Origin of the sequence: Streptomyces sp. NPDC021020 (assembly GCF_044333285.1) — a bacterium.
Classification (GTDB): domain Bacteria; phylum Actinomycetota; class Actinomycetes; order Streptomycetales; family Streptomycetaceae; genus Actinacidiphila.
Genome location: NZ_JBIRQQ010000001.1, coordinates 125289 through 151618, shown reverse-complemented (window position 1 = coordinate 151618; position 26330 = coordinate 125289). Strand labels below are relative to the sequence as shown.

The 26330-nt window shown below is 73.9% G+C and carries 21 protein-coding genes and 3 tRNA genes; 11 read left to right on the top strand and 13 right to left on the bottom strand.

Annotated features, from left to right (window positions below; genetic code table 11):
• Positions 1-4: 4 nt before the first annotated feature.
• Positions 5-2032: a WD40 repeat domain-containing serine/threonine protein kinase gene (locus tag ACH4SL_RS00650; protein ID WP_398441089.1), complete on the bottom strand. Its 2028-nt coding sequence runs from the start codon at positions 2030-2032 to the stop codon at positions 5-7.
• 173 nt (positions 2033-2205) lie between these two features.
• On the opposite strand from ACH4SL_RS00650, the gene ACH4SL_RS00645 reads away from it, so the two are divergent.
• Positions 2206-2964: a hypothetical protein gene (locus ACH4SL_RS00645; RefSeq protein ID WP_398441087.1), complete on the top strand. Its 759-nt coding sequence runs from the start codon at positions 2206-2208 to the stop codon at positions 2962-2964.
• A gap of 68 nt (positions 2965-3032) precedes the next feature.
• The gene (locus ACH4SL_RS00640; RefSeq protein WP_398441086.1) at positions 3033-3854 is read left to right on the top strand and encodes a hypothetical protein; all 822 of its coding nucleotides are present in this window, start codon (positions 3033-3035) and stop codon (positions 3852-3854) included.
• Between the two features lie 2 nt (positions 3855-3856).
• On the opposite strand, the gene ACH4SL_RS00635 is transcribed toward ACH4SL_RS00640, so the two are convergent.
• The 4 genes from ACH4SL_RS00635 to purS all read right to left on the bottom strand — a co-directional run bounded on the left by ACH4SL_RS00635 (position 3857) and on the right by purS (position 8395).
• Positions 3857-4981: a glycosyltransferase gene (locus tag ACH4SL_RS00635; RefSeq protein ID WP_398441084.1), complete on the bottom strand. Its 1125-nt coding sequence runs from the start codon at positions 4979-4981 to the stop codon at positions 3857-3859.
• Between the two features lie 221 nt (positions 4982-5202).
• Complete coding sequence (gene purL, locus ACH4SL_RS00630; RefSeq protein ID WP_398441083.1) at positions 5203-7452, bottom strand: phosphoribosylformylglycinamidine synthase subunit PurL; 2250 nt, start codon at positions 7450-7452, stop codon at positions 5203-5205.
• Complete coding sequence (gene purQ / locus ACH4SL_RS00625; protein ID WP_398441081.1) at positions 7449-8153, bottom strand: phosphoribosylformylglycinamidine synthase subunit PurQ; 705 nt, start codon at positions 8151-8153, stop codon at positions 7449-7451. Before purQ ends, purL begins: the two co-directional genes overlap by 4 nt.
• Positions 8150-8395 (bottom strand): phosphoribosylformylglycinamidine synthase subunit PurS, encoded by a 246-nt coding sequence (gene purS / locus ACH4SL_RS00620; protein WP_031516589.1) that lies wholly within the window; start codon positions 8393-8395, stop codon positions 8150-8152. The genes purQ and purS overlap by 4 nt, the downstream gene beginning before the upstream one ends.
• 424 nt (positions 8396-8819) lie before the next feature.
• Here purS and ACH4SL_RS00615 point away from each other — a divergent pair, with 424 nt between their 5' ends.
• The 4 genes from ACH4SL_RS00615 to ACH4SL_RS00600 all read left to right on the top strand — a co-directional run bounded on the left by ACH4SL_RS00615 (position 8820) and on the right by ACH4SL_RS00600 (position 9655).
• The gene (locus tag ACH4SL_RS00615) at positions 8820-9137 is read left to right on the top strand and encodes an Lsr2 family protein (protein WP_398441080.1); all 318 of its coding nucleotides are present in this window, start codon (positions 8820-8822) and stop codon (positions 9135-9137) included.
• A 141-nt stretch (positions 9138-9278) separates the two neighbouring features.
• Positions 9279-9350: transfer RNA gene (locus ACH4SL_RS00610), tRNA-Gly, on the top strand.
• 44 nt (positions 9351-9394) lie between these two features.
• Positions 9395-9470: transfer RNA gene (locus ACH4SL_RS00605), tRNA-Gly, on the top strand.
• A 109-nt stretch (positions 9471-9579) separates the two neighbouring features.
• Positions 9580-9655: transfer RNA gene (locus tag ACH4SL_RS00600), tRNA-Gly, on the top strand.
• Positions 9656-9709: 54 nt separating this feature from the next.
• Here ACH4SL_RS00600 and ACH4SL_RS00595 read toward each other — a convergent pair.
• The 4 genes from ACH4SL_RS00595 to purD form a co-directional block, all read right to left on the bottom strand.
• Entirely contained in the window at positions 9710-10621 is a 912-nt protein-coding gene (locus tag ACH4SL_RS00595) for a phosphoribosylaminoimidazolesuccinocarboxamide synthase (protein ID WP_398441079.1), read from the bottom strand.
• Positions 10622-10693: 72 nt separating this feature from the next.
• Positions 10694-12193 carry a N,N-dimethylformamidase beta subunit family domain-containing protein gene (locus ACH4SL_RS00590; protein ID WP_398441078.1) on the bottom strand — a complete coding sequence of 500 codons (1500 nt, stop codon included), beginning with the start codon at positions 12191-12193 and terminating at the stop codon, positions 10694-10696.
• A gap of 683 nt (positions 12194-12876) precedes the next feature.
• Complete coding sequence (locus tag ACH4SL_RS00585; protein WP_398441077.1) at positions 12877-14523, bottom strand: hypothetical protein; 1647 nt, start codon at positions 14521-14523, stop codon at positions 12877-12879.
• Between the two features lie 534 nt (positions 14524-15057).
• Positions 15058-16320: a phosphoribosylamine--glycine ligase gene (gene purD / locus ACH4SL_RS00580; RefSeq protein WP_398441076.1), complete on the bottom strand. Its 1263-nt coding sequence runs from the start codon at positions 16318-16320 to the stop codon at positions 15058-15060.
• Positions 16321-16512: 192 nt separating this feature from the next.
• Between purD and ACH4SL_RS00575 the strand changes: the two genes are divergently transcribed.
• Positions 16513-17388: an SLATT domain-containing protein gene (locus ACH4SL_RS00575; protein ID WP_398441075.1), complete on the top strand. Its 876-nt coding sequence runs from the start codon at positions 16513-16515 to the stop codon at positions 17386-17388.
• Between the two features lie 97 nt (positions 17389-17485).
• Here the strand turns inward: ACH4SL_RS00575 and ACH4SL_RS00570 are convergent, their stop codons facing one another.
• Together ACH4SL_RS00570 and ACH4SL_RS00565 are read right to left on the bottom strand one after the other, a co-directional pair.
• Positions 17486-18139, bottom strand: a complete 654-nt coding sequence (locus tag ACH4SL_RS00570; RefSeq protein WP_398441074.1) for a hypothetical protein — start codon at positions 18137-18139, stop codon at positions 17486-17488.
• A gap of 55 nt (positions 18140-18194) precedes the next feature.
• Entirely contained in the window at positions 18195-18893 is a 699-nt protein-coding gene (locus ACH4SL_RS00565) for a GntR family transcriptional regulator (protein WP_398441073.1), read from the bottom strand.
• A 202-nt stretch (positions 18894-19095) separates the two neighbouring features.
• On the opposite strand from ACH4SL_RS00565, the gene ACH4SL_RS00560 reads away from it, so the two are divergent.
• A complete protein-coding gene (locus ACH4SL_RS00560; protein ID WP_398441071.1) occupies positions 19096-20772 on the top strand; it encodes a protein kinase in 1677 nt (558 codons plus the stop codon).
• Between the two features lie 80 nt (positions 20773-20852).
• Here the strand turns inward: ACH4SL_RS00560 and ACH4SL_RS00555 are convergent, their stop codons facing one another.
• The gene (locus ACH4SL_RS00555) at positions 20853-22136 is read right to left on the bottom strand and encodes an adenylosuccinate synthase (RefSeq protein WP_398441070.1); all 1284 of its coding nucleotides are present in this window, start codon (positions 22134-22136) and stop codon (positions 20853-20855) included.
• A 193-nt stretch (positions 22137-22329) separates the two neighbouring features.
• Between ACH4SL_RS00555 and ACH4SL_RS00550 the strand changes: the two genes are divergently transcribed.
• A complete protein-coding gene (locus ACH4SL_RS00550; RefSeq protein ID WP_398441867.1) occupies positions 22330-23124 on the top strand; it encodes a diacylglycerol kinase in 795 nt (264 codons plus the stop codon).
• Positions 23125-23139: 15 nt separating this feature from the next.
• On the opposite strand, the gene ACH4SL_RS00545 is transcribed toward ACH4SL_RS00550, so the two are convergent.
• Positions 23140-23643, bottom strand: a complete 504-nt coding sequence (locus ACH4SL_RS00545; protein WP_398441866.1) for a GbsR/MarR family transcriptional regulator — start codon at positions 23641-23643, stop codon at positions 23140-23142.
• 135 nt (positions 23644-23778) lie between these two features.
• Between ACH4SL_RS00545 and ACH4SL_RS00540 the strand changes: the two genes are divergently transcribed.
• Complete coding sequence (locus ACH4SL_RS00540) at positions 23779-24717, top strand: ATP-binding cassette domain-containing protein (protein ID WP_398441069.1); 939 nt, start codon at positions 23779-23781, stop codon at positions 24715-24717.
• Positions 24718-24779: 62 nt separating this feature from the next.
• Positions 24780-26318, top strand: coding sequence for an ABC transporter permease (locus tag ACH4SL_RS00535; RefSeq protein WP_398441865.1), 1539 nt, complete (start codon positions 24780-24782; stop codon positions 26316-26318).
• The last annotated feature ends 12 nt before the right edge of the window (positions 26319-26330 follow it).

Sequence of the window (26330 nt, the reverse complement as noted above, 5' to 3'; positions counted from 1 at the left end):
GGGGTCAGCCCGGCGGGAGGGGGAGGACGGTCAGGGGGGCGCCCCGCTGGGCGACGGCCAGGCGTTTGGCGTCCGGGGAGAAGGCGAAGGCCGCGGCCGGGATGCCGGGGGTGCCGAGGGCGGCCGTCGGGCCTCCGGTCTGGGTGTTGAAGAGGCGCACACCGTAGTCGCCGGTGACCGCGAGCCATGCGCCGTCCGGGCTGAAGGCGATGTCGCGGCCGGTGGTCGGGCCGTGGCCGGGGCCGAGGACCAGGTCGAGGCGGCGGGAGGGGACGTCCCAGACGTAGACGGCGTCGCGCTCGGCGCAGCCCGCAAGCTTCGTACCGTCCGGGCTGAGGGCGACGGCCGTGACCGGGGTGCCGTCGCCGGTGGTGAGGGTGGCCGTGAGCGTACGGCCCACCCGGTTCCACACCTGCACCCGCGGGCTCCTGGTGGCCACCGCGAGCAGCGCGCAGTCTGCGGACATCGCCAGGCCGTACGCGCTCTCGCCCTCCACCTTGAGGAATCCGGGAGTCATCCGGTCCTCCAGTTCCTTCGGCAGCTCGTGGGTCTCCTTGGTAATGGCGGACACGAGGGCCAGCATCACCATGCCCGCGACGTTCATCGTGCCCACGCCGTCCTTGCCTGCCGCGGCATAGACGTCCATGTCGTAGGCGCGCAGCACGTCGTGCATCTCCCCCTCGGTGCCGTCCAGGAGATTGGCGACGAACAGGTTGCTGACGTCACCGTTGCGGATCCTCCACTGACGGGCGCCGCTGCTTCCGCCCGCGAACACGCTCTTGCCGTCGTCGCTGAAGCCGACCTTGTGCAGATGCGCCGACTCGCTGAAGGTGAAACGCTCCACGAGGGTGAGGCGTTTGACGTTCCAGACCTGGACGACGCCGCTGTCGTGCCCGGTGGCGAGCTGCCTGCCCTTGGCGTCGAACGCGACCGCTGTGGCGGACAGCGCCGTGCTCAGGGAGACGGGCCCGGTCACCCCTCCCGGCAGGGTTTCCCGCCACGAGGTGCGAGGGACGGGCCGCAGCGTGACCAGCGGCGCAGGCAGCCGGGCCGGCAGGGGAGGGCTCGCGGTGGCCGGCCGGGTGGGCAGGTGGTCGACCGGGCGGGCGGCCGGCGGCCGCGGCGGGGGAGGGGGCGCCGCGGCGGGTTCCACGACGGTCGGCACCGGGGCGCGGGCGGGTCCCTGCCGGGGAACAGGTGCGGGCGCGGCGCCCGGGCCCAGCGCCCCCCGCAGCAGCTCCGCCGTCTCCACCGCCGAGGGCCGGGCCGCCGGATCCTTCTCCATCAGCCGCCCGAGCAGCCCGCTCAGGGGCCCGGCATGGGACGGCGCCGGCAGCGGCGTGCTGAGGATGGCGTGGAAGAGGGGCATCAGGCCCGGCGCGTCGAACGGCGGCCGCCCCTCCACCGCCGTGTACAGCAATGCGCCCAGCGACCACAGGTCGGCCGCCGTCGTGATCGTGGTGCCCTCGATCTGTTCGGGCGCCATGAACTGCGGTGTGCCGATGAGGGCGTTGGTACGGGTCAGCTTCGTCGTGGAGTCCAGCACGCGGGCGATGCCGAAGTCGGTGAGCACGCAGCGGCGCCCGGCGATCAGCACGTTGTCGGGCTTGAGGTCTCGGTGGACGACCCCGGCCGCATGCGCGTGCGCGAGCGCTTCGGCGATGTCCGCGCCGACGGCGGCGGCCCTTTCCCACGGCAGCCGCCCCTCGTCGCCGAGCAGCGCGCCGAGAGAGCGCCCGGCCACGAACTCCATGACGATCCACGGTGTGCCGCCGTCCTCGACGACGTCGTGCACGGTGACGATCCCCGGGTGCTGGAGCCGCGCGGCGAGCCGCGCCTCACGCAGCATCCTGACCAGCAGCTCGGCGCGTTCGGCGGCGGTGACCCCCTCGGGGAGCAGCACCTCCTTGACGGCCACCTGCCGGTCGAGCGTCTCGTCGTGACCACGCCAGACCCGGCCCATGCCGCCCCGGCCGACGGACTCCAGGAGCCGGTAGCGGCCCCCCGCCACAAATCCCTCCACCCCACCCATGGCGGTCACTGTAGTGGGCGCACCGCCGCACACCGGGAGGAATCCGGAATCCGGCCCCGGCCTTGTCTCCGAGCGCGTCGAACGCCCGCTGGACGCCGACGACCGGCCACGCGGCGCGCGTGGTTTCATGGCGGCCGCACAGCATGTGCAAGGGCACAAGGGGTGGGGGCACCATGGGCACTACGGCGTCGAAGGCCGCGGCTGTCGTCGCGGTCGCGGCCGCGCTGGTCGTGATGGCGGGCTGCGGGGGCGGGAAGAGCAAGGCCGAGGCCACGCACAGGGCGGTCGTGGATGCGCCGAGCCTGACGCAGGCGCAGCTGGAGCGCGCCGAGGTCGGGGCCGCCGAGTTGCCGGGGTGGACGACGGAGGTGACCGAGGGCAAGGGCGGGTACGCGCAGGTCGTCATGGATCCGGCGAAGAGGCCGCGGGCGGCTCCGGTGGCGTGCGGGCCGGTGTACGCCGAGACGGATCACCTCATGGGCGGGTGGGGGCCGTTCACCGCGGCCGCCGGGGAATGGGTGCGGACGGATTCGTCGGGAGCCGGGGAGCACGACGTGCTGCTCAGCCTGCGGTCGTACGCCACCGCCGCGGACGCCGACCGGGTCGTGACGGATCTGCGCACCTCGCTGAGCACCTGCAAGGGGCAGTACGGGCCCCCGACCCAGCCGGGGACGTACGGCTCGATCCAGCAGCTCGCGGACCCCGCGGCGGGGGACGACGCCGTCGCCTTCCGCACCGTCCAGACCATCCCCGGCGAGGACCCGGACGCCGTGAACGCGCCCGGCCACGGGCTCTACCACGTGGTGGTCGTCCGCAGCGGCGCCACGGTCGCCACCTACTCCGAGTTCGCGATGGACGGCGACCCGGCCGCCGTCCCGATGGCCGTCGTCACCGCCCAGACCGCCAAGCTCGCGAAGGCCGCCGCGCGCTGACCCCCCGGGCCCCCGCCTGCTCTAATGGCCCCCGCACCGGAAAAAGCAGCTCAGGGGTGGGGAAACACATGGTCACAGCAGCAGCGCGGGGGCTCGTGGTCGGGGTGGCGGTCGTGCTCGCCGCCGCGGGTGTCGCCGGATGCGGCGGAGGCGGCGGAGGCGCGGACACCGGCGGCAAGGCGAAGGCGGCGGCCTCGCACAGTGCTCCTGCGGAGACGCCGATGGCCGTCCCGGCGGACGTACGGCCGCTGACGCAGGCGCAGTTGGAGCAGGCGGTCGTCGGGGCGAAGGACGTGCCGGGGTGGCACACCGGGAGCGTGACGGGGCGGAGCGGGGACGGCGTGCAGTCGCCCGTGAACGTCAGGAACGTCAAGGCGCTGCCCGCCGTCAGCCCCGCGGCCTGCGCGCCGCTCTACTACACGACGCTGACACTCGCCCGGCAGCAGCACGGCGCCGTGGTCGAGCAGATGGTCATGCCCGTCGCGGACAAAGATCCGAGGGCGCTCATGATGTCGCTGAAGTCGTACGCCCCCGCCGACGCGGCCCAGCTCATGGCGGACCTGCGCACCGCGCTGCGCACCTGCACGTCCTTCGCGTCCCCCGAGCCGGGGCAGAGCTGGGGCAGCCCGAAGCGGCTCGCCGACCCGAAGCTCGGTGACGAGGCCCTGTCGTACCACCTCGTCCAGACCGTGCCGAGCGTCGACGACAAGGGCGACGAGGACGGCGGGGCGCCCGTGCACGGCAGATTCCACTTCGTGGTCGTGCGGTCGGGGGCGACGGTCGCCGTCTACTACGTCACGGGGGCGGACGACGACCCGGGCTTCCCCGAGGTCCCGATGGCCGTCGTCACCGCCCAGACCGCCAAGCTCGCGAAGGCCGCCGCGCGTTGAGGTCAGCCCGCCCGCACCGCGCCCCGCGCCGCGGCCTCGCGGTTGCGCAGGGTCTGCTCACGGTAGCGGGGCGGGAGGTCGGGCAGGGCGAGGAGGCGGTCGCAGGCGCGCAGGGAAGCCGGGAGGTCGCCCGTCCAGTACGCGGTGATCGAGTATTCGAAGAGCAGGCCCCAGCGGTAGATCCAGGGCTGGACGAAGAGCCAGTCCGCGGGGGCGGGGCGGTCGAGGGCGGCGGTGGCGAAGGCGTGGGCGGCGGTGTGGTGGCCCGCGCCGCGCAGGCGGGTCACCAGTTCGTAGACGGCCTCCAGGCGCTGCGGGCGGGACTGCCAGGCGCGGATCAGGGTGTCCATGGCGAGCGGCCAGGCGCCGGGGCCCGCGGCGGCGCGCAGGGAGCCGGCCTGGAGGAGGGCGTAGTAGACCTCCTCCTCCCAGCCGCCCATCGTCGCGCGCCGCTCGTAGAGGGTGATCGCCTCCTGCGTCTCGCCGAGGTCGCGCAGGGTCTGGGCGAGGTAGAAGACGGTGCGCGGGTTGCCGGGGTCGCGGGCGAGGTCCGCGCGCAGCAGGGCGGCGTCGCGGGTGAACTTGCCGGCCCGCGAGCCGCCGTCCGCGCGGTGGTCGATCACGAGCGTGTCGAGGTCGGCGACGGTGTGGTGCACGTCGGCGGTCAGGTATTCGTGCGTGGCGCCCTCGTACCGCCACGGCAGCGCGCCGCGCACCAGGCGTTTGACGCGGTATTCGACGTCGCCCGCGTGCCGGAGCATGTACGCGTCGGCGGTGAGCCCGCTCGCGTCGAAGGAGGCCGGGGCGCGTACGACCATGTCCGCGTCGAGCAGCAGCAGGAAGTCCGCGGTGCCCACGGCCCGGCGGATGTTGACGGTGCGGTTGTGGCCGAAGTCCTGCCACTGCGCGGTGTGCAGCTCGCCGGGGATGCCGCGGAGGGCGCGGCGCACGAGGTCCTGCGTGCCGTCGGTGGAGCCGGTGTCGTCGATGACCCACGAGTCGATGAGCGGGCGCGCCGCCGCGAGGCACCGCTCGACGACCTTCGCCTCGTTCTTGACGATCATGCACAGGCACACCGTGGGCCGGGCCTGCCCACTCCCCGCGCGCTGCTGCTGGATCCCTGCCATGGACCTCTCCTCTCCGCCGACCGGCCGGGCACGACCGGCCCGGCACGACCGGCCGGGCAGCAGAGACTTGTCCGCGCGGGACCCGCAGCGTCGCAGGCAGGCCGCCCGCCACCCGTACGGCGGGCAGCGCCGAACCCTCCCGGGGGACGGGCCGCGGACGAAACACGGCGGCGCGCCCCCCTTCCCGGGGAGCGCGCCGCCGCGTGAAGAAGCGGGAGTTCTCAGGCCAGCAGGCCCGGGATCGTCCCCTCGTACTGCGCCCGCAGCTCGGCCAGCGGGATCGTGAACTCCCCCTGCACCTCGACCGCGTCGCCGTCGACGACGCCGATCCGCGCCACGGGCAGGCCGCGCGCACCGCACATGTCGGTGAAGCGCAGCTCCTCCGAGCGCGGGACGGCGACGACCGCGCGGCCCGCGGACTCGGAGAAGAGGAACGTGAAGGCGTCCAGGCCGTCCGGCACGACGAGCCGGGCGCCGTGGCCGCCGCGCAGGCAGGACTCGGTGACGGCCTGGATCAGGCCGCCGTCAGACAGGTCGTGGGCGGCGTCGATCATGCCGTCCCGCGAACCGGAGATCAGGATCTCGGCGAGCAGCCGCTCGCGCTCCAGGTCCACCACGGGCGGCAGCCCGCCGAGGTGGTCGTGGACGACCTGCGCCCACGCCGAACCGCCCAGCTCGGCCCGGGTGTCGCCGAGCAGCAGCAGGAGCTGGCCCTGCTCCGCGAAGGCCATGGGCGTGCGGCGCGTGACGTCGTCGATCACGCCGAGCACGGCGACGACCGGCGTCGGGTGGATCGCGGCGTCGCCCGTCTGGTTGTAGAGGGAGACGTTGCCGCCGGTCACCGGCGTACCCAGCGCCAGGCAGCCGTCCGCGAGACCGCGGGTGGCCTCGGCGAACTGCCACATGACCGCCGGGTCCTCGGGCGAGCCGAAGTTGAGGCAGTCCGAGACGGCGAGCGGCTTCGCTCCCGTCGCGGCGACGTTGCGGTACGCCTCCGCGAGCGCGAGCTGCGCGCCGGTGTACGGGTCGAGCTTCGCGAAGCGGCCGTTGCCGTCGGTGGCGAGGGCGACACCGAGGTTGGTGTCGGGGTCGATACGGACGACGCCGGAGTCCTCCGGCTGCGCCAGCACCGTGTTGCCCTGCACGAAGCGGTCGTACTGGTCGGTGACCCACGCCTTGGACGCCTGGTTGGGCGAGGACACGACCCGCAGCACCTGCGCGCGCAGCTCGTCGCCGTCCGCCGGGCGCGCCAGCGTGTCGGCGCTGTCGGCCTGGAGCGCGTCCTGCCAGTCGGGGCGGGCGTACGGGCGGTGGTACGTCGGGCCCTCGTGCGCGACCGACCGCGGGGGGACGTCCACGATCTGCTCGCCGTGCCAGAAGATCTCCAGCCGCGAGCCCTCCGTCACCTCACCGATGACGGTGGCGATGACGTCCCACTTCTCGCAGATCTCCAGGAAGCGGTCGACCTTGTCGGGCTCGACGATCGCGCACATGCGCTCCTGCGACTCGCTCATGAGGATCTCCTCCGGCGAGAGCGTCGCGTCGCGCAGCGGCACGGTGTCCAGCTCGACGCGCATGCCGCCGGAGCCGGCCGAGGCCAGCTCGGAGGTCGCGCAGGACAGGCCCGCGCCGCCGAGGTCCTGGATGCCCGCGACCAGCTTCTCCGCGAAGATCTCCAGGGTGCACTCGATGAGCAGCTTCTCCTGGAAGGGGTCGCCGACCTGGACGGCGGGGCGCCGGGAGGGGCCGGTCGCGTCGAAGGTCTCGCTGGCCAGCACGGACACGCCGCCGATGCCGTCGCCGCCCGTCCGGGCGCCGTACAGGATGACCTTGTTGCCGGCGCCGGACGCCTTGGCCAGGTGGATGTCCTCGTGCTTCATGACGCCCACGCACAGCGCGTTGACCAGCGGGTTGCCCTGGTAGCAGGGGTCGAAGACGACCTCGCCGCCGATGTTGGGCAGGCCCAGGCAGTTGCCGTAGCCGCCGACGCCCGCGACGACGCCCGGGAGCACGCGCTTGGTGTCGGGGTGGTCGGCGGCGCCGAAGCGCAGCGGGTCCATGACGGCGACCGGCCGCGCGCCCATCGCGAGGATGTCGCGGACGATGCCGCCGACGCCGGTGGCCGCGCCCTGGTAGGGCTCGATGTACGACGGGTGGTTGTGCGACTCGATCTTGAACGTCACGGCGTAGCCCTGCCCGACGTCCACCACACCGGCGTTCTCGCCGATACCGACGAGCAGCGCGTCCGTCTGCGGGGCCTTCTCGCCGAACTGCTTCAGATGCACCTTGCTCGACTTGTACGAGCAGTGCTCGGACCACATGACCGAGTACATGGCCAGCTCGGCGCCGGTCGGGCGGCGGTCCAGGATCTCCCGGATCCGCTCGTACTCGTCCTCCTTGAGGCCGAGCTCCTTCCAGGGCTGGGCCGCGTCCGGCGTCTCGGCCGCGTGCTTGACAGTGTCGAGACTCATGCGCTGACCAACTTCTTGATGACCGAGGTGAAGAACGCCAGACCGTCGGTGCGGCCGGTGCCGATGAGCGGTTCCACGGCGTGCTCGGGGTGCGGCATGAGGCCGACGACGTTCCCGGCGGCGTTGCTGATGCCGGCGATGTCGCGCAGCGAGCCGTTCGGATTGCCGTATCCCTCAGCGGCTTCGCCGCGGGCCAGGTAGCGGAAGACCACCCGGCCCTCGGCCTCCAGCTCGTCGAGGGTGCGCTCGTCGGCGGTGTAGCGGCCGTCGATGTTCTTGAGCGGGATCGAGATCTCCTCGCCGGCGGCGTAGTCGGCCGTCCAGGCGGTCGCGGAGGTCTCGACGCGCAGCTTCTGGTCGCGGCACACGAAGTGCAGCCCGGTGTTGCGCAGCATCGCACCCGGCAGCAGATGGGCCTCGCACAGCACCTGGAATCCGTTGCAGATGCCAAGCACCGGCATTCCCGCGTGCGCCTGTTCGATAATCGTCGCCATCACCGGCGAGAAGCGGGAGATCGCCCCGGCCCGCAGATAGTCGCCGTACGAGAAGCCGCCGGGCAGAACGACCGCGTCGACCTGCTTGACATCCTTGTCCCGGTGCCACAGCGGCACGGCTTCCGCGCCCGCGAGGGTGACCGCGCGCTGGGTGTCGCGGTCGTCGAGCGTGCCGGGGAATGTGACGACGCCAATGCGGGCAGTCACGACTCGACCTTTACGTCGAAGTCCTCGATCACGGTGTTGGCGAGAAAGGTTTCCGCCATCTCCCGAATGCGGGCGAGCGCGGCGTCGTCGACGGGCCCCTCCACCTCGAGTTCAAAGCGCTTTCCCTGGCGGACGTCGGAGATCCCGGCGAAGCCGAGCCTGGGCAGCGCGCGCTGCACAGCCTGGCCCTGCGGGTCGAGGATCTCCGGCTTGAGCATGACGTCGACTACGACGCGTGCCACTGGCACTCCCGGTGGTGTGGTACGTGAGGTGTCCTCCAGCGTACCCGGTGAGAATTTCTACGCGGGTAGATATGAGGGTCGTCAGTCCGCTACGTTCGGATGAGCCGCTGATCATGCATCACGTTTATGTATCGGCTGCCGAAATGCCTGGGGAAACCCGGCGGAAAATCATAGGGTCCCGATGACGAACAGGCTTGGGATGACACAGGGCCGGGAATTATCAGTAACATCTGCCGTCCCAGCACCGCCCATTCCGTGACACCGCACAGCACCGCCCCGAATGCACATTTTGTCGACACCCTGCGCGTCGGTGTGCCCGCACCGGCGGGACCGGTCCGCGGCCCACTGCCGAGCGGACCGCCCAAGGCCCCAGCGGCGCGGACCCGTTGCCGCACGCCGACGCCGCACGAAAGGACCGATTCCTATGGCGCAACGCGTACTGGTCACCCTTGCCGACGATCTCGACGGAGGCGAGGCCGCGGAAACGATCGCATTCGGCGTCGACGGGCAGTGGTACGAGATCGACCTTTCGGCGGCGAACGCCGACAAACTGCGCAACGACCTCGCCCCGTACGTGGAGGCCGGCCGCCGCCGCACCCTCTCCGGCCGCGCCTACAAGCGCACGCCGATCGCGCCCACCCCGGCCACCGTCCGGGCCTGGGCGCAGTCGAACGGTTTCGAGGTGCCGGCGCGCGGGCGCATCCCGAAGAAGGTCTACGAGGCGTTCAGCAAGGCGAGCTGAGGCTCCGCCGGGATCGGGGTGCCCGGCCCGCGGCGGCGACGCGGCCGGGCACCACTGATTGGACATCCACCCCCACTCTTCCGCTAGTGTGGGGATCACGCCGAGGGCGGGGCCGGAAAAGCCCAGGTCAGCGGACATCATGCGGGTGTAGCTCAGTAGTAGAGCGCCCCCCTTCCAGGGGGGAGGGGCAGTGTGCAATTCCTGTCGCCCGCTCGGATCGCCTCCCGGATCGTCGGGTAGAGTGATCTGCACGACCTGCGGACGTGGCTCAGTTGGTAGAGCATCACCTTGCCAAGGTGAGGGTCGCGAGTTCGAATCTCGTCGTCCGCTCCAGTCAGGCGAAGGCCCCGGTCACCACGACCGGGGCCTTTCGCGTACCTCGGTCCCGTGGAAAGGGGTTTCCGGTCCGCTGAGCCGATCGGGTACAGTAAGTCCACCACCTGCGGACGTGGCTCAGTTGGTAGAGCATCACCTTGCCAAGGTGAGGGTCGCGAGTTCGAATCTCGTCGTCCGCTCCAGTGAAGCGAAGGCCCCGGTCACCACGACCGGGGCCTTTCGCGTACCCGCCGGGGTCACGTCCAGGGCGTGCCGGTGAGGCGCTCGTACACCTCGATGTAGCGCGCCCGGGAGTGCTCGACGACCTCGGCAGGGAGCGACGGCGGCGGGGTGTCGCCGGTGTGGTCCCAGCCGGAGGCGGGCGAGGTCAGCCAGTCGCGGATGAACTGCTTGTCGAAGGACGGCTGCGCGTGGCCCGGCTCCCACCGGTCGGCGGGCCAGTAGCGCGAGGAGTCCGGGGTCAGGACCTCGTCGGCGATGACCAGGTCGTGGTCGTCGGCCCCCGCCACGTACCCGAACTCGAACTTGGTGTCGGCCAGGATCAGTCCGCGCTCCTTGGCGATGTCGCGCGCGCGGCCGTAGACCGCGAGGGTGGTCTGCCGCAGCCGGGCCGCCGTCTCGGCGCCGACCTGGCGGGCGACCTCCTCGTACGCCACGTTCTCGTCGTGCTCGCCGACCGCGGCCTTGGTCGCCGGGGTGAAGATCGGCGCGGGCAGCTCCGAGCCGTCCACCAGGCCCTCGGGCAGGGCCAGCCCGCACACGGTGCGGTGCTCGGTGTACTCGCGCAGCCCCGAGCCCGTCAGATACCCGCGGGCGACCGCCTCGACCGGCACCATGTCCAGCGCGCGGCACACCATCGTCCGCCCCTCCCACTCCGCGGGCGCGCCCGCGGGCAGGTCGGTGCTGATCACATGGTGGGGCACCAGGTCGGCGAGCTGGTCGAACCACCACAGGGACAGCCGGGTCAGCACCCGCCCCTTGTCCGGGATGTCGGTGGGCAGCACCCAGTCGTAGGCCGAGATGCGGTCGCTGGCGACCATCACCAGATTGCCGTCGGCGTCGCGGTACAGCTCGCGCACCTTGCCGGTGTGCAGATGGACCAGACCGGGCACCTGCACGGGCTCCGGTGTGTCGACGAATCCGGGCATGGGTCGTCCTCCCCAAATAGGTGGTTCAGCCCCCGATTCTCGCGCACCGGGGAGGACCCGGCACGCCGGGTGTCAGTCGCGCTTGCAGATACGGTCCAGCAGGTTGGCCGTCGCCCGCTGGACACGGGCGTCCACATGGCCCGGCCGGTCGAGCGCGGGCGACCAGGCGAAAGTGCCGGACGCGAAGACGTACGCGCCGCTGGGCGCCCGGTAGAGGGACGTCTCCTGGTGCCGCTTCCTGCCGTCCGCCGACTCGTACGGGGAGTGCGCGAGGAGGATGCGCTCGGTCGACTCCGGCAGCGGGACGCGCGGGAAGTACCGGTCCGCCTCCCCCGCGACCAGGCCCTCGATCGCGTCGCCCTCACCCGCGCCGGTCGCCTCCCACAGCCAGTGCGAGGCGTTCCGCACCACCAGCGGCGACGGCTGCGGCACCCGGCCCGCGTACTGCACCCCGAGCACCAGCTGCTCCGGCTCGCCCAGCTCCCGCCACAGGCTGACCTTGCCGCCGCGCCCCTCCCCGCGGTGCTTGCGGCAGCTCAGCAGCCCGTCCGGCTCACCGGACGCCGACGCGGACAGCTCCACCTGCCAGTACATGGTGTTCGCCGACAGGAAGACCAGCGAGGTGCCCAGATCCCGGGCCCGCTCCACGGCCCGCCGCATCGGCGCCGACCAGTACTCGTCGTGCCCCGGGAAGACCAGCCCCCGGTAGAGCGCCGGATCCACCCGCCCGGCGTGCAGGTCGCGGGCGTCCGCGTACGCCAGGTCGTAGCCGTGCCGCTCCGCGAAGCGCACGAAGTCGTAGGCGTGCCCGATGTGCAGCGGCAGGCCCGCACCGGCGTACGGGCGGTCGAAGGACACCGTCCCGGCCGCGTCCGCCTCCCCCAGCAGCCGCCCCTCGCCGTCCCACGCGTGGTAGAGGCTCGCGCCCGTCCGGCCGTCCTCCGGATACAGGTTGTACGCCTGCCACGTCACGTCCGGGAGCAGCAGCAGCAGATCCGCGGCGGCCGCGGGATCCCGCACCGTGAACGGCACATGGCTGCGGTAGCCGTCGGCAGTCGTCAGGACGGCGACGTACGCGCCCGTCCGCCAGCTCGGCGGGACCTGCAACCGCCACGACTGCCACCAGTGGTGGCACGACACCGTCCGGCCCGCCTTGAGCGGCGCCGGCTGCACGATCCCCGACAGCCGGGGGCTCGCGCTCACCAGTGCGGCGCCGTCACCGCCGTAGTGCCCGATCCGGTAGACGTCCACGGTGAACTCCTGCGGCGGATCCACCGTGATCCGGAAGTCGATCGCCCCACCCGGCGCCACACCCCCCGCAGACGCGAAGCCCTTGATCTGCCGCCGCACGTCGTCCGCCATCCGCGGCCCCGGCAGGTGCGGCCGCCGCGGCGCCTCCCCGCTGCTCGCGGCCAGATCCACGTACCACGGCACGGACGGCTCACCGCCCTCCCCGCCGTCCGCGTACTCCGACTCCCCCCTCAGCCACGGCAGCGGCCCCTGCCCGAACGGGTCCGACACCCCGTGCGCCAGCGCCCCCGACTCCCACCGCCTGATCCGATCCGCCCCCACAGCCCAGCCTCCGTCCCCGCCGGCCGCCCGCTCCACCTCCGCCGGACGCCCCGCCCCTCGCGTACTCCCCGCACTTCCCGTCCCGGGCGGAGGCCGGGGCAATGGTGCGGTGTGCTCTGACCAGCACATCACAGAATGCGCTGCGGCGGTCACGTTTCGTGCTGAATTTCGCTCGGGGGAGTAAGCATCGGCTGCGCCGGGCGGTGGGGGGCGTGCGGCTGACCCGCCGCGGTGGTGCCCGCGCCCCGGGCGGTCCGCCTTGCGGTGGGCTTGCGGCCGACCCGCCGCGGGGGTGCCCGCGCCTGCGGCGCGGGGTGTTCCCACCCGCACCACCCGTGCAGGTAAGACGTCGTCTGACGGTTTTCCTGTGGGGCGCATTCGCCGTCGGCGGCGAGCCGTAGTCCCTGCAACATTCACCCCCACCGGCAGACAGCCGCCCACGAGACCCCGGGAGGGGGACGATCCGGGGGTGCCCCCGGAGGAATGCGCACGCAAGACCCGCCACCTAGCTCACGAGGTCGGACGCGCATTCCGAGGAGGTACCCCCGGAGTGGCCCCCGACCCACCCCCGCACGGAGTGCGCGATGCCCCGCCGGGTACACCGGGGGCGCGAGGAACTGCGCGCGCAACCACCCACCGGGGGAAGGTCGCGCGACAAACCGAGCCACCCGCCCCGGGGCGGCTCACGAGAGCCGCAAAGCTTCCTCCGGCCTAACCCCCAGCGCCGACAACCACGCCCTGAGCGGCGCCGCGTCACCGTTCTCGACAAGACGGAGCACCGGCCACCCGAGGTCGCCCCGGCGCGCGCCGTCGACCACGAGCGCGGGGCCGTCGAGCCAGTCGAGCCCCGCCCCGGCCCCCGCCGTGTCCACCGCGGCGCAGCAGACGATCGCCGTCACGTGCTCGGTCAAGAGCTCCCGCCCCGTCCGCGGCGGCAGCAGCTCGTACACGGGCGCCTCCCCGGCGCCCCCGGCGCCCCCGGCGCCGACCGCCCCGAGCGGCAGCTCGTCCGCCGCCACGAGCGCCCCGATCCGCGCGGCCAGCTCCTCGCTGCCCCCGGCGGCGAGCCGGTCGATCACCCGGGCCAGCGTCGCGTTGCCGGGCTCCGTACCGAGCAGCACCCCGCGCCCCCGGGCCGTGGGCCCGTACTCCGGCGCCGCGGCGGGCGCCGCCCTCCGCCCCGGCCGCACCTCGTCCAGCACGCGTATCAGCCGCGCGGCCTCCGCCCGCCAGATGCGGTCGACGACCTCGTCGGGATACCGCGCCCAGCTCACCGGCGCCCAGTCGGGCCCGGCGCACCGCGCGCCGCCGTGGAAGAGCCGGGCCGCGAGCAGCGAGACCGCCTCGTCGACCACGCCGGGCTCCTCCAGCAGATCGCACGCGGGCCGCTCGCCGAGCCTGCTCTCGAAGCCGTCGGCGAGGCGGTCCCGGCGGGAGAGTTCGGTGAGGGCGGCGACCACCCCGGCGTCCAGCCGGGAGGGCCAGCGGCCCATCCGCCACGCGGGGAGCGCGACCCGGGTCAGCAGCCGGTCCCAGCCCGCGTACGCGAGTCCCACCTGCTCCTGGGCGACGATCCGCAGCCCGTAATCCACGGCCTGCGCCCGCTCGGACGCGCCCGCGGCCACCCCGCGCTCCATCTCCGCGATATGCGCGCGGCACCCGCGCAGCAGCAGCCGCACCGACCAGCCGAGCACCCCGAACGCGGGCCGCAGCAGCACCGACCGCTCCCGGCGGCCCTGCGTGGCGACCGCCGCGGCCGCGTCCAGCCCCCGGACGAAGCGCCGGGCGGCGAATATCTCCGGATCCGCCGCCGCGCCCGTGCCCGCGACCACCGGCGCGAGCAGCGCGCGCAGCTCGGCGACCCGCATCCACCACAGGAACGGCGAGCCGATCACCAGCACGGGAGCGGGGCGCCGCTCCACCGCGCCGGGGACGGGCCTGCGGTCCTCCAGCCAGCTGTCGCAGTCCGGCGTCAGCTCTATGCCGGACGGGGCCGGCACCTGGAGCGTCTCCGCCAGGTCGGCGACCATACGGTGCAGGTCGGGGGCGGCGGTCTCCGAAACGGGGACGGCCGGGCTCACGGCGGGCCTGGCCCGCGCGATCACCGCGGCCACGGCCGCGGTGACGGCCAGCACGACGAGTGCGGCGCCCGTCACGCCCCAGCGGACGCCTTCCCATCCGGCGCCGGTGAGGCGGCCGGTCGCCGCGGCGGCGTGCAGCAGCACGGCGGCGGCCGCGGGCAGCAGGGCCGCGGTGAGCGCGGCGCCGCGCACCCGCAGGACCGCGAGGGCGCGGGCCCGCGCGAACGCCTCGCCTGCTTCTCCGGCCATCGGGCGGCTCACCCCCTGCGCGTCGGTGACCGCCCCGGTGACGGCCTCCCCCCACTGTCGCACCGCCCACCGACATCGCAATGGCCGTACGGCTGTTTGCCGCAATGTCCCGCGGTGCGCCTCCGCGGCACCCTAGTTCGCGTCCCGCGAGCGGGTCAGCGGTACGGCCGAGCCATCACTCCTTGGAGTGGCTTCCCCCGAACTTTCTGCGCTTTGTGGCGGGGGTTCGGTCGGTGTCCCCCGGCGCGGCATCGCGCACTCCGTGCGGGGGTGGGGTCGGGGGCCGCCACGGGGCACCTCCTCGGAATGCGCGCTCGCCCTCTCACCGAGTCGGTGAGGTACGGGGAAGCGCATTCCTCCGGGGGCACCCCGCACCGTCCCCCTCCGGGCTGTACGGCGGGCTCGCCGCCGACGGTGGTCAAGCCCCACAAGAAGACCGGCACTTTTCGCTCCTACCCGCACGGGTGGTGCGGGTGGGAAACACCCCGCGCCGCCAGGCGCGGGAACCCCCGCGGCGGGAAAGCCGCAAGCCCCCTACGCCCCGCCGGAGGCGATCGCCGCGATGTCCGTACGGTGATGCGCCCCGTCGAGGCGGATCGCCGCAAGCGCGGCATACGCGGCGGCGCGGGCGGCGCCGAGGTCGGATCCGGTCGCGGTCACCGAGAGAACGCGACCGCCCGCGCTGACGACGCGGCCGGCCTCGTCGAGGCGGGTGCCGGCGTGGAGGACGTACGCGGAGTCGGTCGCCGCGTCCGCGAGGCCGGTGATGGGGTCGCCGGTGCGGGGGATGCCGGGGTAGTTGTGGGAGGCGACCACGACGGTCACGGCCGCGTCGTCGCTCCAGCGCAGCGCGGGGTGCGCGGCGAGCTGCCCGGTGGCGGCGGCGCGCAGGAGGCCGGCGAGGGGACTGCGCAGGCGGGCGAGGACGACCTGGGTCTCGGGGTCGCCGAAGCGCGCGTTGAACTCGATGACGCGCACGCCGCGGGAGGTGATGGCGAGGCCCGCGTAGAGGAGGCCCGCGAAGGGCGTGCCGCGGCGGCGCATCTCGTCGACGGTCGGCTGGAGCACCGTCCGCTCGACCTCGTCGACGAGCTTGGGGTCGGCCCACGGGAGCGGCGAGTACGCGCCCATGCCGCCGGTGTTGGGGCCTTCGTCGCCGTCGAGGGCGCGCTTGAAGTCCTGGGCGGGCTGGAGGGGGATCACGGTGTGGCCGTCGGTGACGGCGAAGAGGGAGACCTCGGGGCCGTCGAGGTATTCCTCGATGACGACCCGCCCGGAGGGGGCGGCGATACAGGCGAGCGCGTGCTCGCGGGCCGCGGCTGCGTCGTCGGTGACGACGACGCCCTTGCCCGCGGCGAGCCCGTCGTCCTTGACGACGTAGGGCGCGCCGAACGCGTCGAGGGCGCGGTCGATCTCCGCGGCGGTGGCGCAGACGTAGGAGCGCGCGGTGGGCACCCCGGCCGCGGCCATGACGTCCTTGGCGAAGGCCTTGGACCCTTCGAGCTGGGCGGCGTCCCCGGAAGGGCCGAAGCAGTCGATGCCGCGGGCGCGGACCGCGTCGGCGACACCTGCGACGAGCGGTGCCTCCGGGCCGACGATGACGAAGTCGGCGCCGAGGCTCACGGCGAGCCCGGCGACGGCGGCGCCGTCGAGGATGTCGACCGGGTGCAGCTCCGCCACGTCCGCGATCCCCGCGTTGCCGGGGGCGCAGTGCAGCGACGTCACGTCGGGGTCGAGGGACAGGGAACGGCACAGGGCGTGTTCGCGGGCTCCGCCGCCGATGACAAGGACCTTCACGCGCACCAGGGTAGTGGCCCGCACCGGCACCGCCGACCTCACTCTTTCGGGCGACCGCCGTCCGGGTCCCACACCTGATCACGCGGCCGGTGGGGGCCGAAACCCCGGACGGCCCCCGCCGGGCCCGGCGGTTCGGCGCTAAGAAGAGAACTTCGTCACTTCAGGTCACGGAGCGGAGCGAGGGAGCGTGCGGTGGGCCAGCAGGACAGTTTTCCCGAGGAATCCCCTCGGGAGGAGCCTGAGCGGCGGGCGCTGCACCCCCGGCACGAGCCGCACGGCCGGCCGCAGGACGGGCCGTGCGAGGAGCCGTACGACCAGCGGCGCGAGGAGCCGTACGACGCGGTGGACGGTGTGCCGTACGGGCCGCAGGACGGCCCCGGCCGGGCGGGGCGCGCGGATCTGCGGGCGCTGCCCTTCCCGCGCGGCGACTGGGGCGAGCCCGCGCAGCGGCTGGAGGAGCTGTACCGGTGGGCGGAGTGCGGGGCGCTGCGCACCGCGGACTGGTATCTGCGGGACCGGTTGTGGAAGCGCCGCGGGGCGCGCGCGCTGCGCTGCGGGGCGGCGGCGTTCGCCGCGGTGGGCGCCGCGCTGCCGCTCGCGGAGCTGGCGGGTGCGGGCGGCTCGCCGGTGGCGTGGGGCTATCTGGCGCTGCTGCTGGCCACGGTGTGCGTCGCCGCGGACCGGGTGCTGGGGCTGACGGCGGGCTGGATGCGGGACGTGGGCACCGCGCAGGGCGTGGAGCGGCGTCTTGAGCAGCTGCGCTTCGACTGGGCGTCGGAGAGCGTCCGGGAGGTGCTGGGTCCGGCGGAGGGCACCGCGGGGGAGGCCGCCGAGCGCTGCCTGGCGATCCTGCGGCGCTTCTGCGACGACGTCGCGGACCTGGTCCGGATGGAGACGGCGGACTGGATGGTGGACTTCGGGCCCGGCTCGGCGGGGACGCCGCTGCGGACGCAGTTCCCGGCGTGCGCCTCGGCCCGTACCGAGCCCCCGCCGCCCCCGCGCGTCCCCCACCCGAGCGCGCGGCCGAACATGCCGCGCCAGCGGCCGCCGGAAAACCCGCGCCCATAGCCGGGCGGCCGGGTCGGCCCCGCAATATGCCGGTTCGGCTGGGCAATATGCCGGTCGGCCCGGCATATTGCCGAGCCGACATACGGCCGACGTCCGCTCAGCTGAAGACGATCATCGAGCCCTGGCCCAGCGAGCGGGTTGCCGCCGCGTGCAGGCCGAGCCAGACGTGGTGCTCGCGCGCGAAGGGGCCGGGCGGCGGGTTCGAGGCGGTCAGGGCGGGCTCTTCGAGGGTGGTGTGGCGGTCGGGCGGGGCGGGGGCCTGCGGCGGGTTGGCGGGGTCGATGCCGATGGCGGGCGCGACGAACTCCAGCTCGCGCAGCAGCCCGTGGCTGGAGCCCAGCGGGCCGCCGCTCTCCAGCAGCTCGTCGTTGACGACCGGGTGCGGGAAGTCCAGCGGCACGTACGCGCCCGCGTGGTCGTAGTGCCACACCAGGTGGGAGGCCTGCGCGGTGCTCTCGAACATCTCCAGCAACTGCTCGTAGTCCCCGCCGAGTTCGTCGACGGGCGAGACTTCGAGGCCTTGCAGGCTCAGCAGGTAGGCGCGGCGCAGGAAGTGCAGGGCGTCGTAGTCGAAGCAGGCGATGGGGGCGACGTCTCCGGACAGGCCCGGCATGTAGGCGTAGACGGGGACGGGCGGCTGCCCTGCGTCGCCGAGCGCCTTGTCGTAGCGGGCGAGTTCCTCGGAGAAGGGGTTTTCCGGGCTGTGGCAGAGGACGTCCACCAGCGGCACCAGCCACAGGTCGCAGGCCACGTACGAACTCCATCCGGTCGGGGGCGTACAGCCTAAGTCGCCCGCGCCGGTCGCGTCAGGAGCGTGCGGGCGCCAGCTTTTCGAGCAGGGCGCGGGTGTGGGCGGTGGATTCCGCGGTGAGGGCGTGGACGGCGGCGGTGTCGCCCGCCGCGACCGCGTCGACGAGGTCGACGTGGCCGGACCAGCAGACGCCCGCGGGGTCGGCCAGGGCGCGCAGGTGGGGGACGGCGTAGATCCACGTCTGGGTGCGGACGCGGTCGAGGAAGTCGCAGATGTGCGGATTGCCGCGGATCGCGGACAGCTCGCGCCAGAAGCGCAGGTCGCAGCCCGCGAGGACGTCGAGGCTGCCGGCCCTGGCGGCGTGCGCGGCGGCCTCGGCGCGGCGGCGTACGGAGGCCAGGACGTCGGCGGGGACGTGGCCCATGCCGCGGCCCTGGCCTGCCAGCTCGCGGAAGAAGGCCTCGACGACGAAGGCGCGGGCCTCGGTGAGGGAGCGGAATTCCGCGGCGCTGAACTGCCGCACCTGGAAGCCGCGGTGCTGCTCGACGTCGAGCAGGCCCTGCGCGGCCAGGTCGACGAGCGCCTCGCGCACCGGCGTCGCGGAGACCCCGTACAGCTCGGCGATCTCCTTGACGGTGAAGTGCCGGCCCGCCTGGAGGCGGCCGGTGAGTACCTCGTCGCGCAGGGCGTCGGCGATCTGCTGGCGCAGGCTGCTGCGCCGTACCGGTGCGGCCGGGCCGCCGGTCTCCGGCATCCCCGCCTCCTCACTGGCCGTGCGCGCCGTGCTCGTGCTGTTCGCGGCGGGGAGGGTGGAATCCCGCCGCCGGACACGATAGGCGAGGTCCCGCTGCGGTGCGCCCGGCCACCGGACCTCCGTACGAAGTTTCGTACGCATATTCTTCGGTCTGGCAGGGGGCGGCGCGCCGGCGCGGGGCGCGGAGACGGGGGAGTCACGCATGGTCGACCAGCTGAGACCGGAGGATCCGCAGCGGATCGGGGCCTACCGGCTGCTCGGCAGGCTGGGCACCGGCGGCATGGGCCGGGTCTTCCTCGCGCGTTCGGAGCGCGGCCGTACGGTCGCGGTGAAGCTCGTGCGGGCGGAATTGGCCGCGCAGGAGGAATTCCGCGGCCGTTTCCGCCGCGAGGTGCGGGCGGCGCTGCGGGTCGGCGGGAAGTGGACTGCGCCGGTGCTGGACGCCGACACCGAGGCGGAGATCCCGTGGGTGGCCACCGGCTATGTGCCGGGTCCCTCGCTCCAGCAGGTTGTCAAGGACTACGGGCCGCTGCCGGAGCGCTCGGTCGCGGTCCTCGCCGCGGGGCTCGCGCACGCGCTGACCGACATCCACACCGCGGGTCTGGTGCACCGCGACCTCAAGCCGTCCAACGTGATGATCACGATCGACGGCCCCCGGGTCATCGACTTCGGCATAGCCCGCGCCCTGGAGACGGTGGCCGACGGCAGCGGCTCGATCACCCACACCGGCGCCATGGTCGGCTCCCCCGCCTTCATGTCGCCCGAGCAGGTGCGCGGCGACCGCGTCACCCCGGCCTGCGACGTCTTCTGCCTCGGCTCGGTCCTGGCCTACGCGGCGACCGGGCTCCAGCCCTTCGGGGCGGCGAGCAGCGGGGTGCACGCCCAGATGTTCCGCATCGTGCAGGAGCCGCCGGACCTGGACGCCGTCCCGGAGGGCCTGCGCGGCCTGGTCGCCGCCTGCCTGACGAAGGACCCGGCGGGCCGCCCCTCCCTCACGGAGGTTTTGCGCCTGATCGACGGCATACGGGGCGGTGCGGCGGCGCAGGAGGCCGACGCGGGAAGGGCCGAGCCGTGGCTGCCGGGCGCGATCGTCGCGCAGCTCGGGCGGCACGCCGTCCAGTTGCTGGAGCTGGAGGCCGAGGCGGAGTCCGGGGCGGCGGACCAGGGCGCCACGACGACGACGGGCGGCGCCGGTTCCGCGCAGACCCCGCCGCCGCGGGACCCGCGGCCCGCGGAGCCGCCGCAGGCGCCCGTACCGACCGCGGTGCGGGTCCCGCCGCCCGCGCCCGTACGGCGGCGCGGCAGCCGCGGCGCGCTGGTGGCGGCGCTGGCCCTGCTCGCGGTGGTCGCGGGCGGCGGCACGGCGTACGTCCTGGTCAAGGAGAGCGGGCACGACACGGGGGGCGGCTCCCCGCGGGCGACCGCCGGGACCTCTTCCGCGGCGCCTATTGCCACGTCGGCGCCTATTGCCACGCCGAGCGCGTCGCAGGACGCGCCCCCGACGCCGACGGACGGCCCGCCCCCGCCCGTCGCGGCGCCCGCGGACCTGGTCGGCACCTGGGAGACGTCCTACGGCGCCTCGGGCGGCGTGACGGACTCCCGCACGCTGGTCGTCGGCCCGGACGGCACGGTGACCCTCAACGGCGACCGTACGGACGGCACCCACACCCTCTACCAGTGCCAGTGGCTGATGACGGTGACGGACGCGGGCACGCCGACGCGGCTGAGCCCGTCGTTCCTGGTGTCCGGCAAGCCCGCCGCCTCCTGCTCCCCCGGCAGCGCGACGACCCTCGTCCTGGTCGACGCCACGCACCTCAAGCGCCTCGGTGTCGCACGCGAGAAGCAGCCGCCGGTCTACGAGAAGCAGCCGGACACGTAGAACACGTAACGGCCCGCGGGCAGCGGTAAGCCCCGCTCACCAGGTGGGCGGGGCTTACCGGAGCAGGCGTCAGGAGCGCGTCACAGGAACGAGTTGATCTCGATCGTCTCGGTCCGGCCGGGGCCGACGCCGATGGCGGAGATCGGCGCGCCGGACATCTCCTCCAGCGCCTTGACGTACCCTTGCGCGTTCTTGGGCAGGTCGGCGAAGGTCTTCGCCTTGGTGATGTCCTCCGACCAGCCCGGCAGGTACTCGTAGACCGGCTTGGCGTGGTGGAAGTCGGTCTGGCTGTAGGGCAGCTCCTCCACCCGGCGGCCGTCGATCTCGTAGGCGACGCAGACCGGGATCTGCTCCCAGCCGGTGAGGATGTCCAGCTTGGTGAGGAAGAAGTCGGTCAGGCCGTTGACGCGGGTGGCGTAGCGCGCGATCACCGCGTCGAACCAGCCGCAGCGCCGGTTGCGTCCGGTGGTGACGCCGAATTCGTGGCCCACCGTGCGCAGCCGCTCGCCGTCCTCGTCGAACAGCTCGGTGGGGAACGGTCCCGAGCCCACACGCGTTGTGTACGCCTTGAGGATGCCGATGACCCGGGTGATCTTCGTCGGGCCCACACCGCTGCCGGTGCAGGCGCCGCCGGACGTCGGGTTGGACGAGGTGACGAAGGGGTAAGTGCCGTGGTCGACGTCGAGGAGCGTGCCCTGGCCGCCCTCCATGAGCACGACCTTGCCCTCGTCGAGCGCCTGGTTGAGGATCAGCGCGGTGTCCGCGACGTAGCCCTTGAGCAGCTCGGCGTAGCCGAGGTATTCCTCGACGACCTGGTCGGTGCTGATCGCGCGCCGGTTGAAGATCTTCACCAGGATCTGGTTCTTGTCCTGGAGCGCCGCGTCGACCTTCTGCTGAAGGATCGATTCGTCGAACAGGTCCTGCACCCGGATGCCGACGCGGTTGATCTTGTCCGCGTACGCCGGGCCGATGCCGCGCCCGGTGGTGCCGATCTTGCGCGTGCCCAGGAAGCGCTCCGTCACCTTGTCGATGGTCTGGTGATAGGGCGTGATCAGATGGGCGTTACCGCTGATCAGCAGTTTGGAGGTGTCGACACCGCGCTCGTTGAGCCCGCTCAGCTCGGAGAGCAGGACAGCCGGGTCGACGACGACCCCGTTGCCGATCACCGGGGTGCACCCGGGCGAGAGGATGCCGGAGGGGAGGAGATGCAGTGCGTATTTCTGGTCGCCGACGACGACGGTGTGTCCTGCGTTGTTGCCGCCCTGGTAGCGGACGACGTAGTCGACGGAGCCGCCGAGCAGGTCGGTGGCCTTCCCCTTGCCCTCGTCACCCCACTGAGCACCGAGCAGCACAAGTGCGGGCACAGGCGTACACCCCTTCCGGGCGGGGCATGTCCAACGTGCAGAGCCGTCGAAACCTGCCCCGGAATAGACGAAGCCCCTGACGCAACGGCGCAAGGGGCTCTTGCACCGAGATTTTACCTGAGGAAGGACCAAGGTGTCGGCTCACCCTCCTGGGCACCCCCCGCCGGACTCCGTCCGGAGGTCGGACCTGCTGCTGGTCATCGATCCGGCGGCGCGGGCGGCCGATGGCGAGTCCGTCCGAATTGCGAAGGATGTCCTGTGCGCGGGGGCCGGGTCGGTGAAGATCGTCTTCCCGGAGTCCGACGAGGAGGCCGAGCGCGCCCTCGCCCACCGCGGCCGGCGCCGCCCCGTCCTGCTCGGTGACGACCTGGCCCTGCTGCGTACGGTACGGGCCCTGCACCGCGACCGCACGCTGCACGAGGCACCGCTCGGCCTGGTGCCGATCGGCCAGCGCTCGGCGCTCGCCCGCGGCCTCGGCGTGCCCGGGGACGTCCCGGCCGCGGCCCGCGCGGTGCTGGACGGCGCCCACCGCGAGCTCGACCTGCTGGTCGACGAGAGCGGCGGCATCGTCCTGGGCGCCCTCAGCATCCCGTGCGGCGCGCCGCTCCCGCAGACCACCGCGCATTGGTGGACGCCCGTCGAGAAGACCGCGCGTCAGCTCGTCCGCACCCTGACCGCGCCGATACCCGCCGGCGGCCACCACCCGCCGCGCCAGCGGCTGCGCGTCGAGGCCGACGGTGTACTGCTGGCCGATCTGGACCAGCCGGTGCAGGAGGTGTCCGTCCGCCCGGCGCCCGCCGGTCTCGCCGAGGTCTGCGTACGCCGCCCGGAGGGCGGTGCGGGGCCGGTACGGGCGCGGGCGCGCACCGTCACCGTCTCGGGCCGCGACTTCCGCTACCGGGCCGACTCCGCCGTGACCGGCCCCGTCCGCACCCGCACCTGGACGGTCGAACCGGCGGCGTGGCGGCTGACGGTGCCGCGGCACTGAGGACGGGAGGGGGCGTCAGGCCTCCTCGCGCCGGCCGTGCTGCTCGTGCCAGCGGTCCAGCAGGGCGACGAGTTCGCGCTGCAGGAAGACGAAGAAGTCGGCGGTCTCGGCGAGCCGCCGCCCGGCCGGGCTGTCCTCGCCGAGGCTGTGGACGCCCGAGCGCAGGGTCGTCTCCCAGCGGCCGAGCATCTGCTCGCGGCTGGTGAAGGTCTCGAACCACTGGTCGCTGTGCAACCGGTAGAGCTCGCGCCGCGAGCCGGGGTGCCGCTCGCGGCCGATCAGCCCGGTCTGCGCGAGGTAGCGCACCGCGCCGGACACCGCCGCCGGGCTCACCAGCAGCCGGTCGGACAGCTCGGCGGAGCTGAGCGCGCCGTCCGGCGAGGCCAGCAGGGCGGCGAAGATACGGGCGGGCATGCGCGGCATCCCGGCGTCGGCGAGCTGCCCGGCGAAGCGCTCCACGAAGGCCGCGGCGTCCGGCTCCAGCCCGCCGCCGCCCGCCGCCTCCTCCCCCTGGGACACCGCCGCGTCCTGCGCGCCGTCAAAAGTCCGTACTGGTTCCTGCTGCACCGTCCGCCTCCCGCTCGGGCTCTGCTACGAAAGTTTAACCCTTTCGTGAACTTCACAAATTTCTGAAGATCGCGTAGATTCAGAAGCATGAACCGGGCAATTCACGTGGCCGGGCTGGTCAAGACGTTCGGCCGCACACGCGCACTCGACGGGCTCGACCTGTCCGTCTCCACCGGGGAGGTGCACGGCTTCCTCGGGCCCAACGGGGCGGGCAAGTCGACCACCATCCGCGTCCTGCTGGGCCTCATCCGCGCCGACGGCGGCACCGCCCGCCTGCTGGGCGGCGATCCGTGGCGGGAGGCCGTCCCGCTGCACCGCCGCCTCGCGTACGTGCCGGGGGACGTCACCTTGTGGCGCAACCTCAGCGGCGGCGAGATCATCGACCTCTTCGGCAGGCTCGGCGGCGGCGCCACCGCCGCCCGCAGGAACGAGCTGCTGGAGCGCTTCGAGCTGGACCCGACGACGAAGGGCGGGGCGTATTCGAAGGGCAACCGGCAGAAGGTCGCCCTGGTCGCCGCCTTCGCCTCGGACGCCGAGCTGCTGATCCTCGACGAGCCGACGTCGGGCCTGGATCCGCTGATGGAGGAGGTCTTCCGCGACTGCGTACGCGAGGCCCGCGACCGCGGCGCCACCGTACTGCTGTCCAGCCACATCCTCGGCGAGGTCGAGGCGCTGTGCGACCGGGTCAGCATCATCCGCGCGGGCCGCACGGTGGAGTCCGGCGCCCTGGCCGAGCTGCGCCACCTCACCCGTACGACGGTGGCGGCCGAGCTGGACCGCGTCCCCGCCGGCCTCACCGCCCTGCCCGGCGTGCACGACGCGGCCGTCGACGGCTCCCGCGTCACGCTCACCGCCGACAACGACCGGCTGGCCGACCTGCTGCGCACCCTCGCCGACTGCGGAGTGCGCGCCCTGACCAGCCGCCCGCCCACCCTGGAGGAGCTGTTCCTGCGGCACTACACGACGGCGGACACCCCCGCGGACGAGCGGCCGGCCCCGCTCGCCGCCCCCGGCGGCGCCCGGTGAGCGCCCTCGCCCCCGCGGGCACCGCGACGCTGACCCGGCTGGCGCTGCGCCGCGACCGGATCATGATCCCCGGCTGGGTCTACGCCATGGCCGCCACCGTCGCCGGCAGCTGCGCCTCCTACCGCTCCCTCTACGCCGACCAGGCCGAACGCACCGACTTCGCCCGCAGCACCAACGCCAGCGGCCCCCTGCGCGCCTTCTACGGCCCCGTCTACGACGCGCACAGCGTCGGCGCCCTGACCGCGTGGCGGCTCGGCGTCATCGGCGCGGCGCTGACCGCGCTGATGAGCGTCCTGCTGGTGGTCCGGCACACCCGCGAGGAGGAGGAGACCGGCCGTCAGGAGATGCTCGGCTCCACCATGGTCGACCGGCGCGCGCCGCTGACCGCCGCCCTGTCCGCGGCGCTGGCCGCGAACACCGGCGTCGCCGTGGCCGTCGCCGCCGGGCTGACCGTACTCGGCCAGGGCCTGGCGGGCTCGGTCGCGCTGGGCCTGCAACTGGCCGCCGCGGGGCTCGCCTTCGCGGGCGTCGCCGCCGTCGTCGCCCAGCTCACCGCGAGCGCCCGCGCCGCCCGGGGCCTGGGCGGCGCGCTGCTGGGGGCCGCCTTCCTGCTGCGGGCCGCGGGGGACGCGGCGCGCCCGGACGCCTCCTCGCCGCTGGTGTGGGCCTCCCCGCTGGGCTGGCTGGAGCATCTGCACCCCTACGCCGGGGAGTCCTGGTGGGTGCTCGCGCTGCCCGCCGCCTTCGCCGCCGGGTGCTGCGCGCTCGCGTACGCCGTGGTGGAGCGGCGCGACACCGGGGCGAGCCTGCTGCCGGGGCGGCCGGGCCGGGCGGCGGGGAAATTGCGCGGGCCGCTCGCGCTCGCCTGGCGGCTCCAGCGCGGCAGCCTGCTCGGCTGGGGCGCGGGCCTGGTCGTCGCCGGGGCCGTCTACGGCTCGGTCACCGACTCCGTCGGCGCCGTCGTGGGCGACAACCACCAGGTCGACGACATCCTCCGGCGCATGGGCGGGCACAGCGGCCTGACCGACGCCTTCCTCGCCACGGTCGTCGGCGTGTACGGCATCGCGGCCGGGGCCTACGCCGTGCAGAGCCTGCTGCGGCTGCGCGCCGAGGAGACCGCCGGCGGCGCCGAGGCGCTGCTCGCCCACCCCGTGGGCAGGCTGCGCTGGGCGGCGGGCCATCTGCTGCACGCGCTGCTCGGCCCGGTGGCGCTGCTGGCCGCCGCGGGCGCGGCGACCGGCCTCGCGTACGGGCTGAGCGTGCACGACGTCGGCGGGCAGCTGCCGCGGCTGGCGGGCGCGGCCGTCGCGCAGGCGCCCGCGGTGTGGGTGCTCGCGGGGCTGGGCCTGGCGCTCTTCGGGCTGCTGCCGCGCGCGGCGGCCGCGGTGTGGGGGCTGCTGGCCGGGTGCGTGCTGCTCGGGCAGTTCGGGCCGGTGCTGCGGCTGCCGCAGGCGGTGACGGACCTGTCGCCGTTCACCCATCTGCCCGACCTGCCCGGCGGCCATCCGGGCGCGGCCCCGTACGCCTGGCTGCTGCTCGCGGCCGCGGCGGCGGTCGGCGCGGGCCTGGCGGGACTGCGGCGCCGGGATCTGACGGGCTGAGGCGCCGGGGCT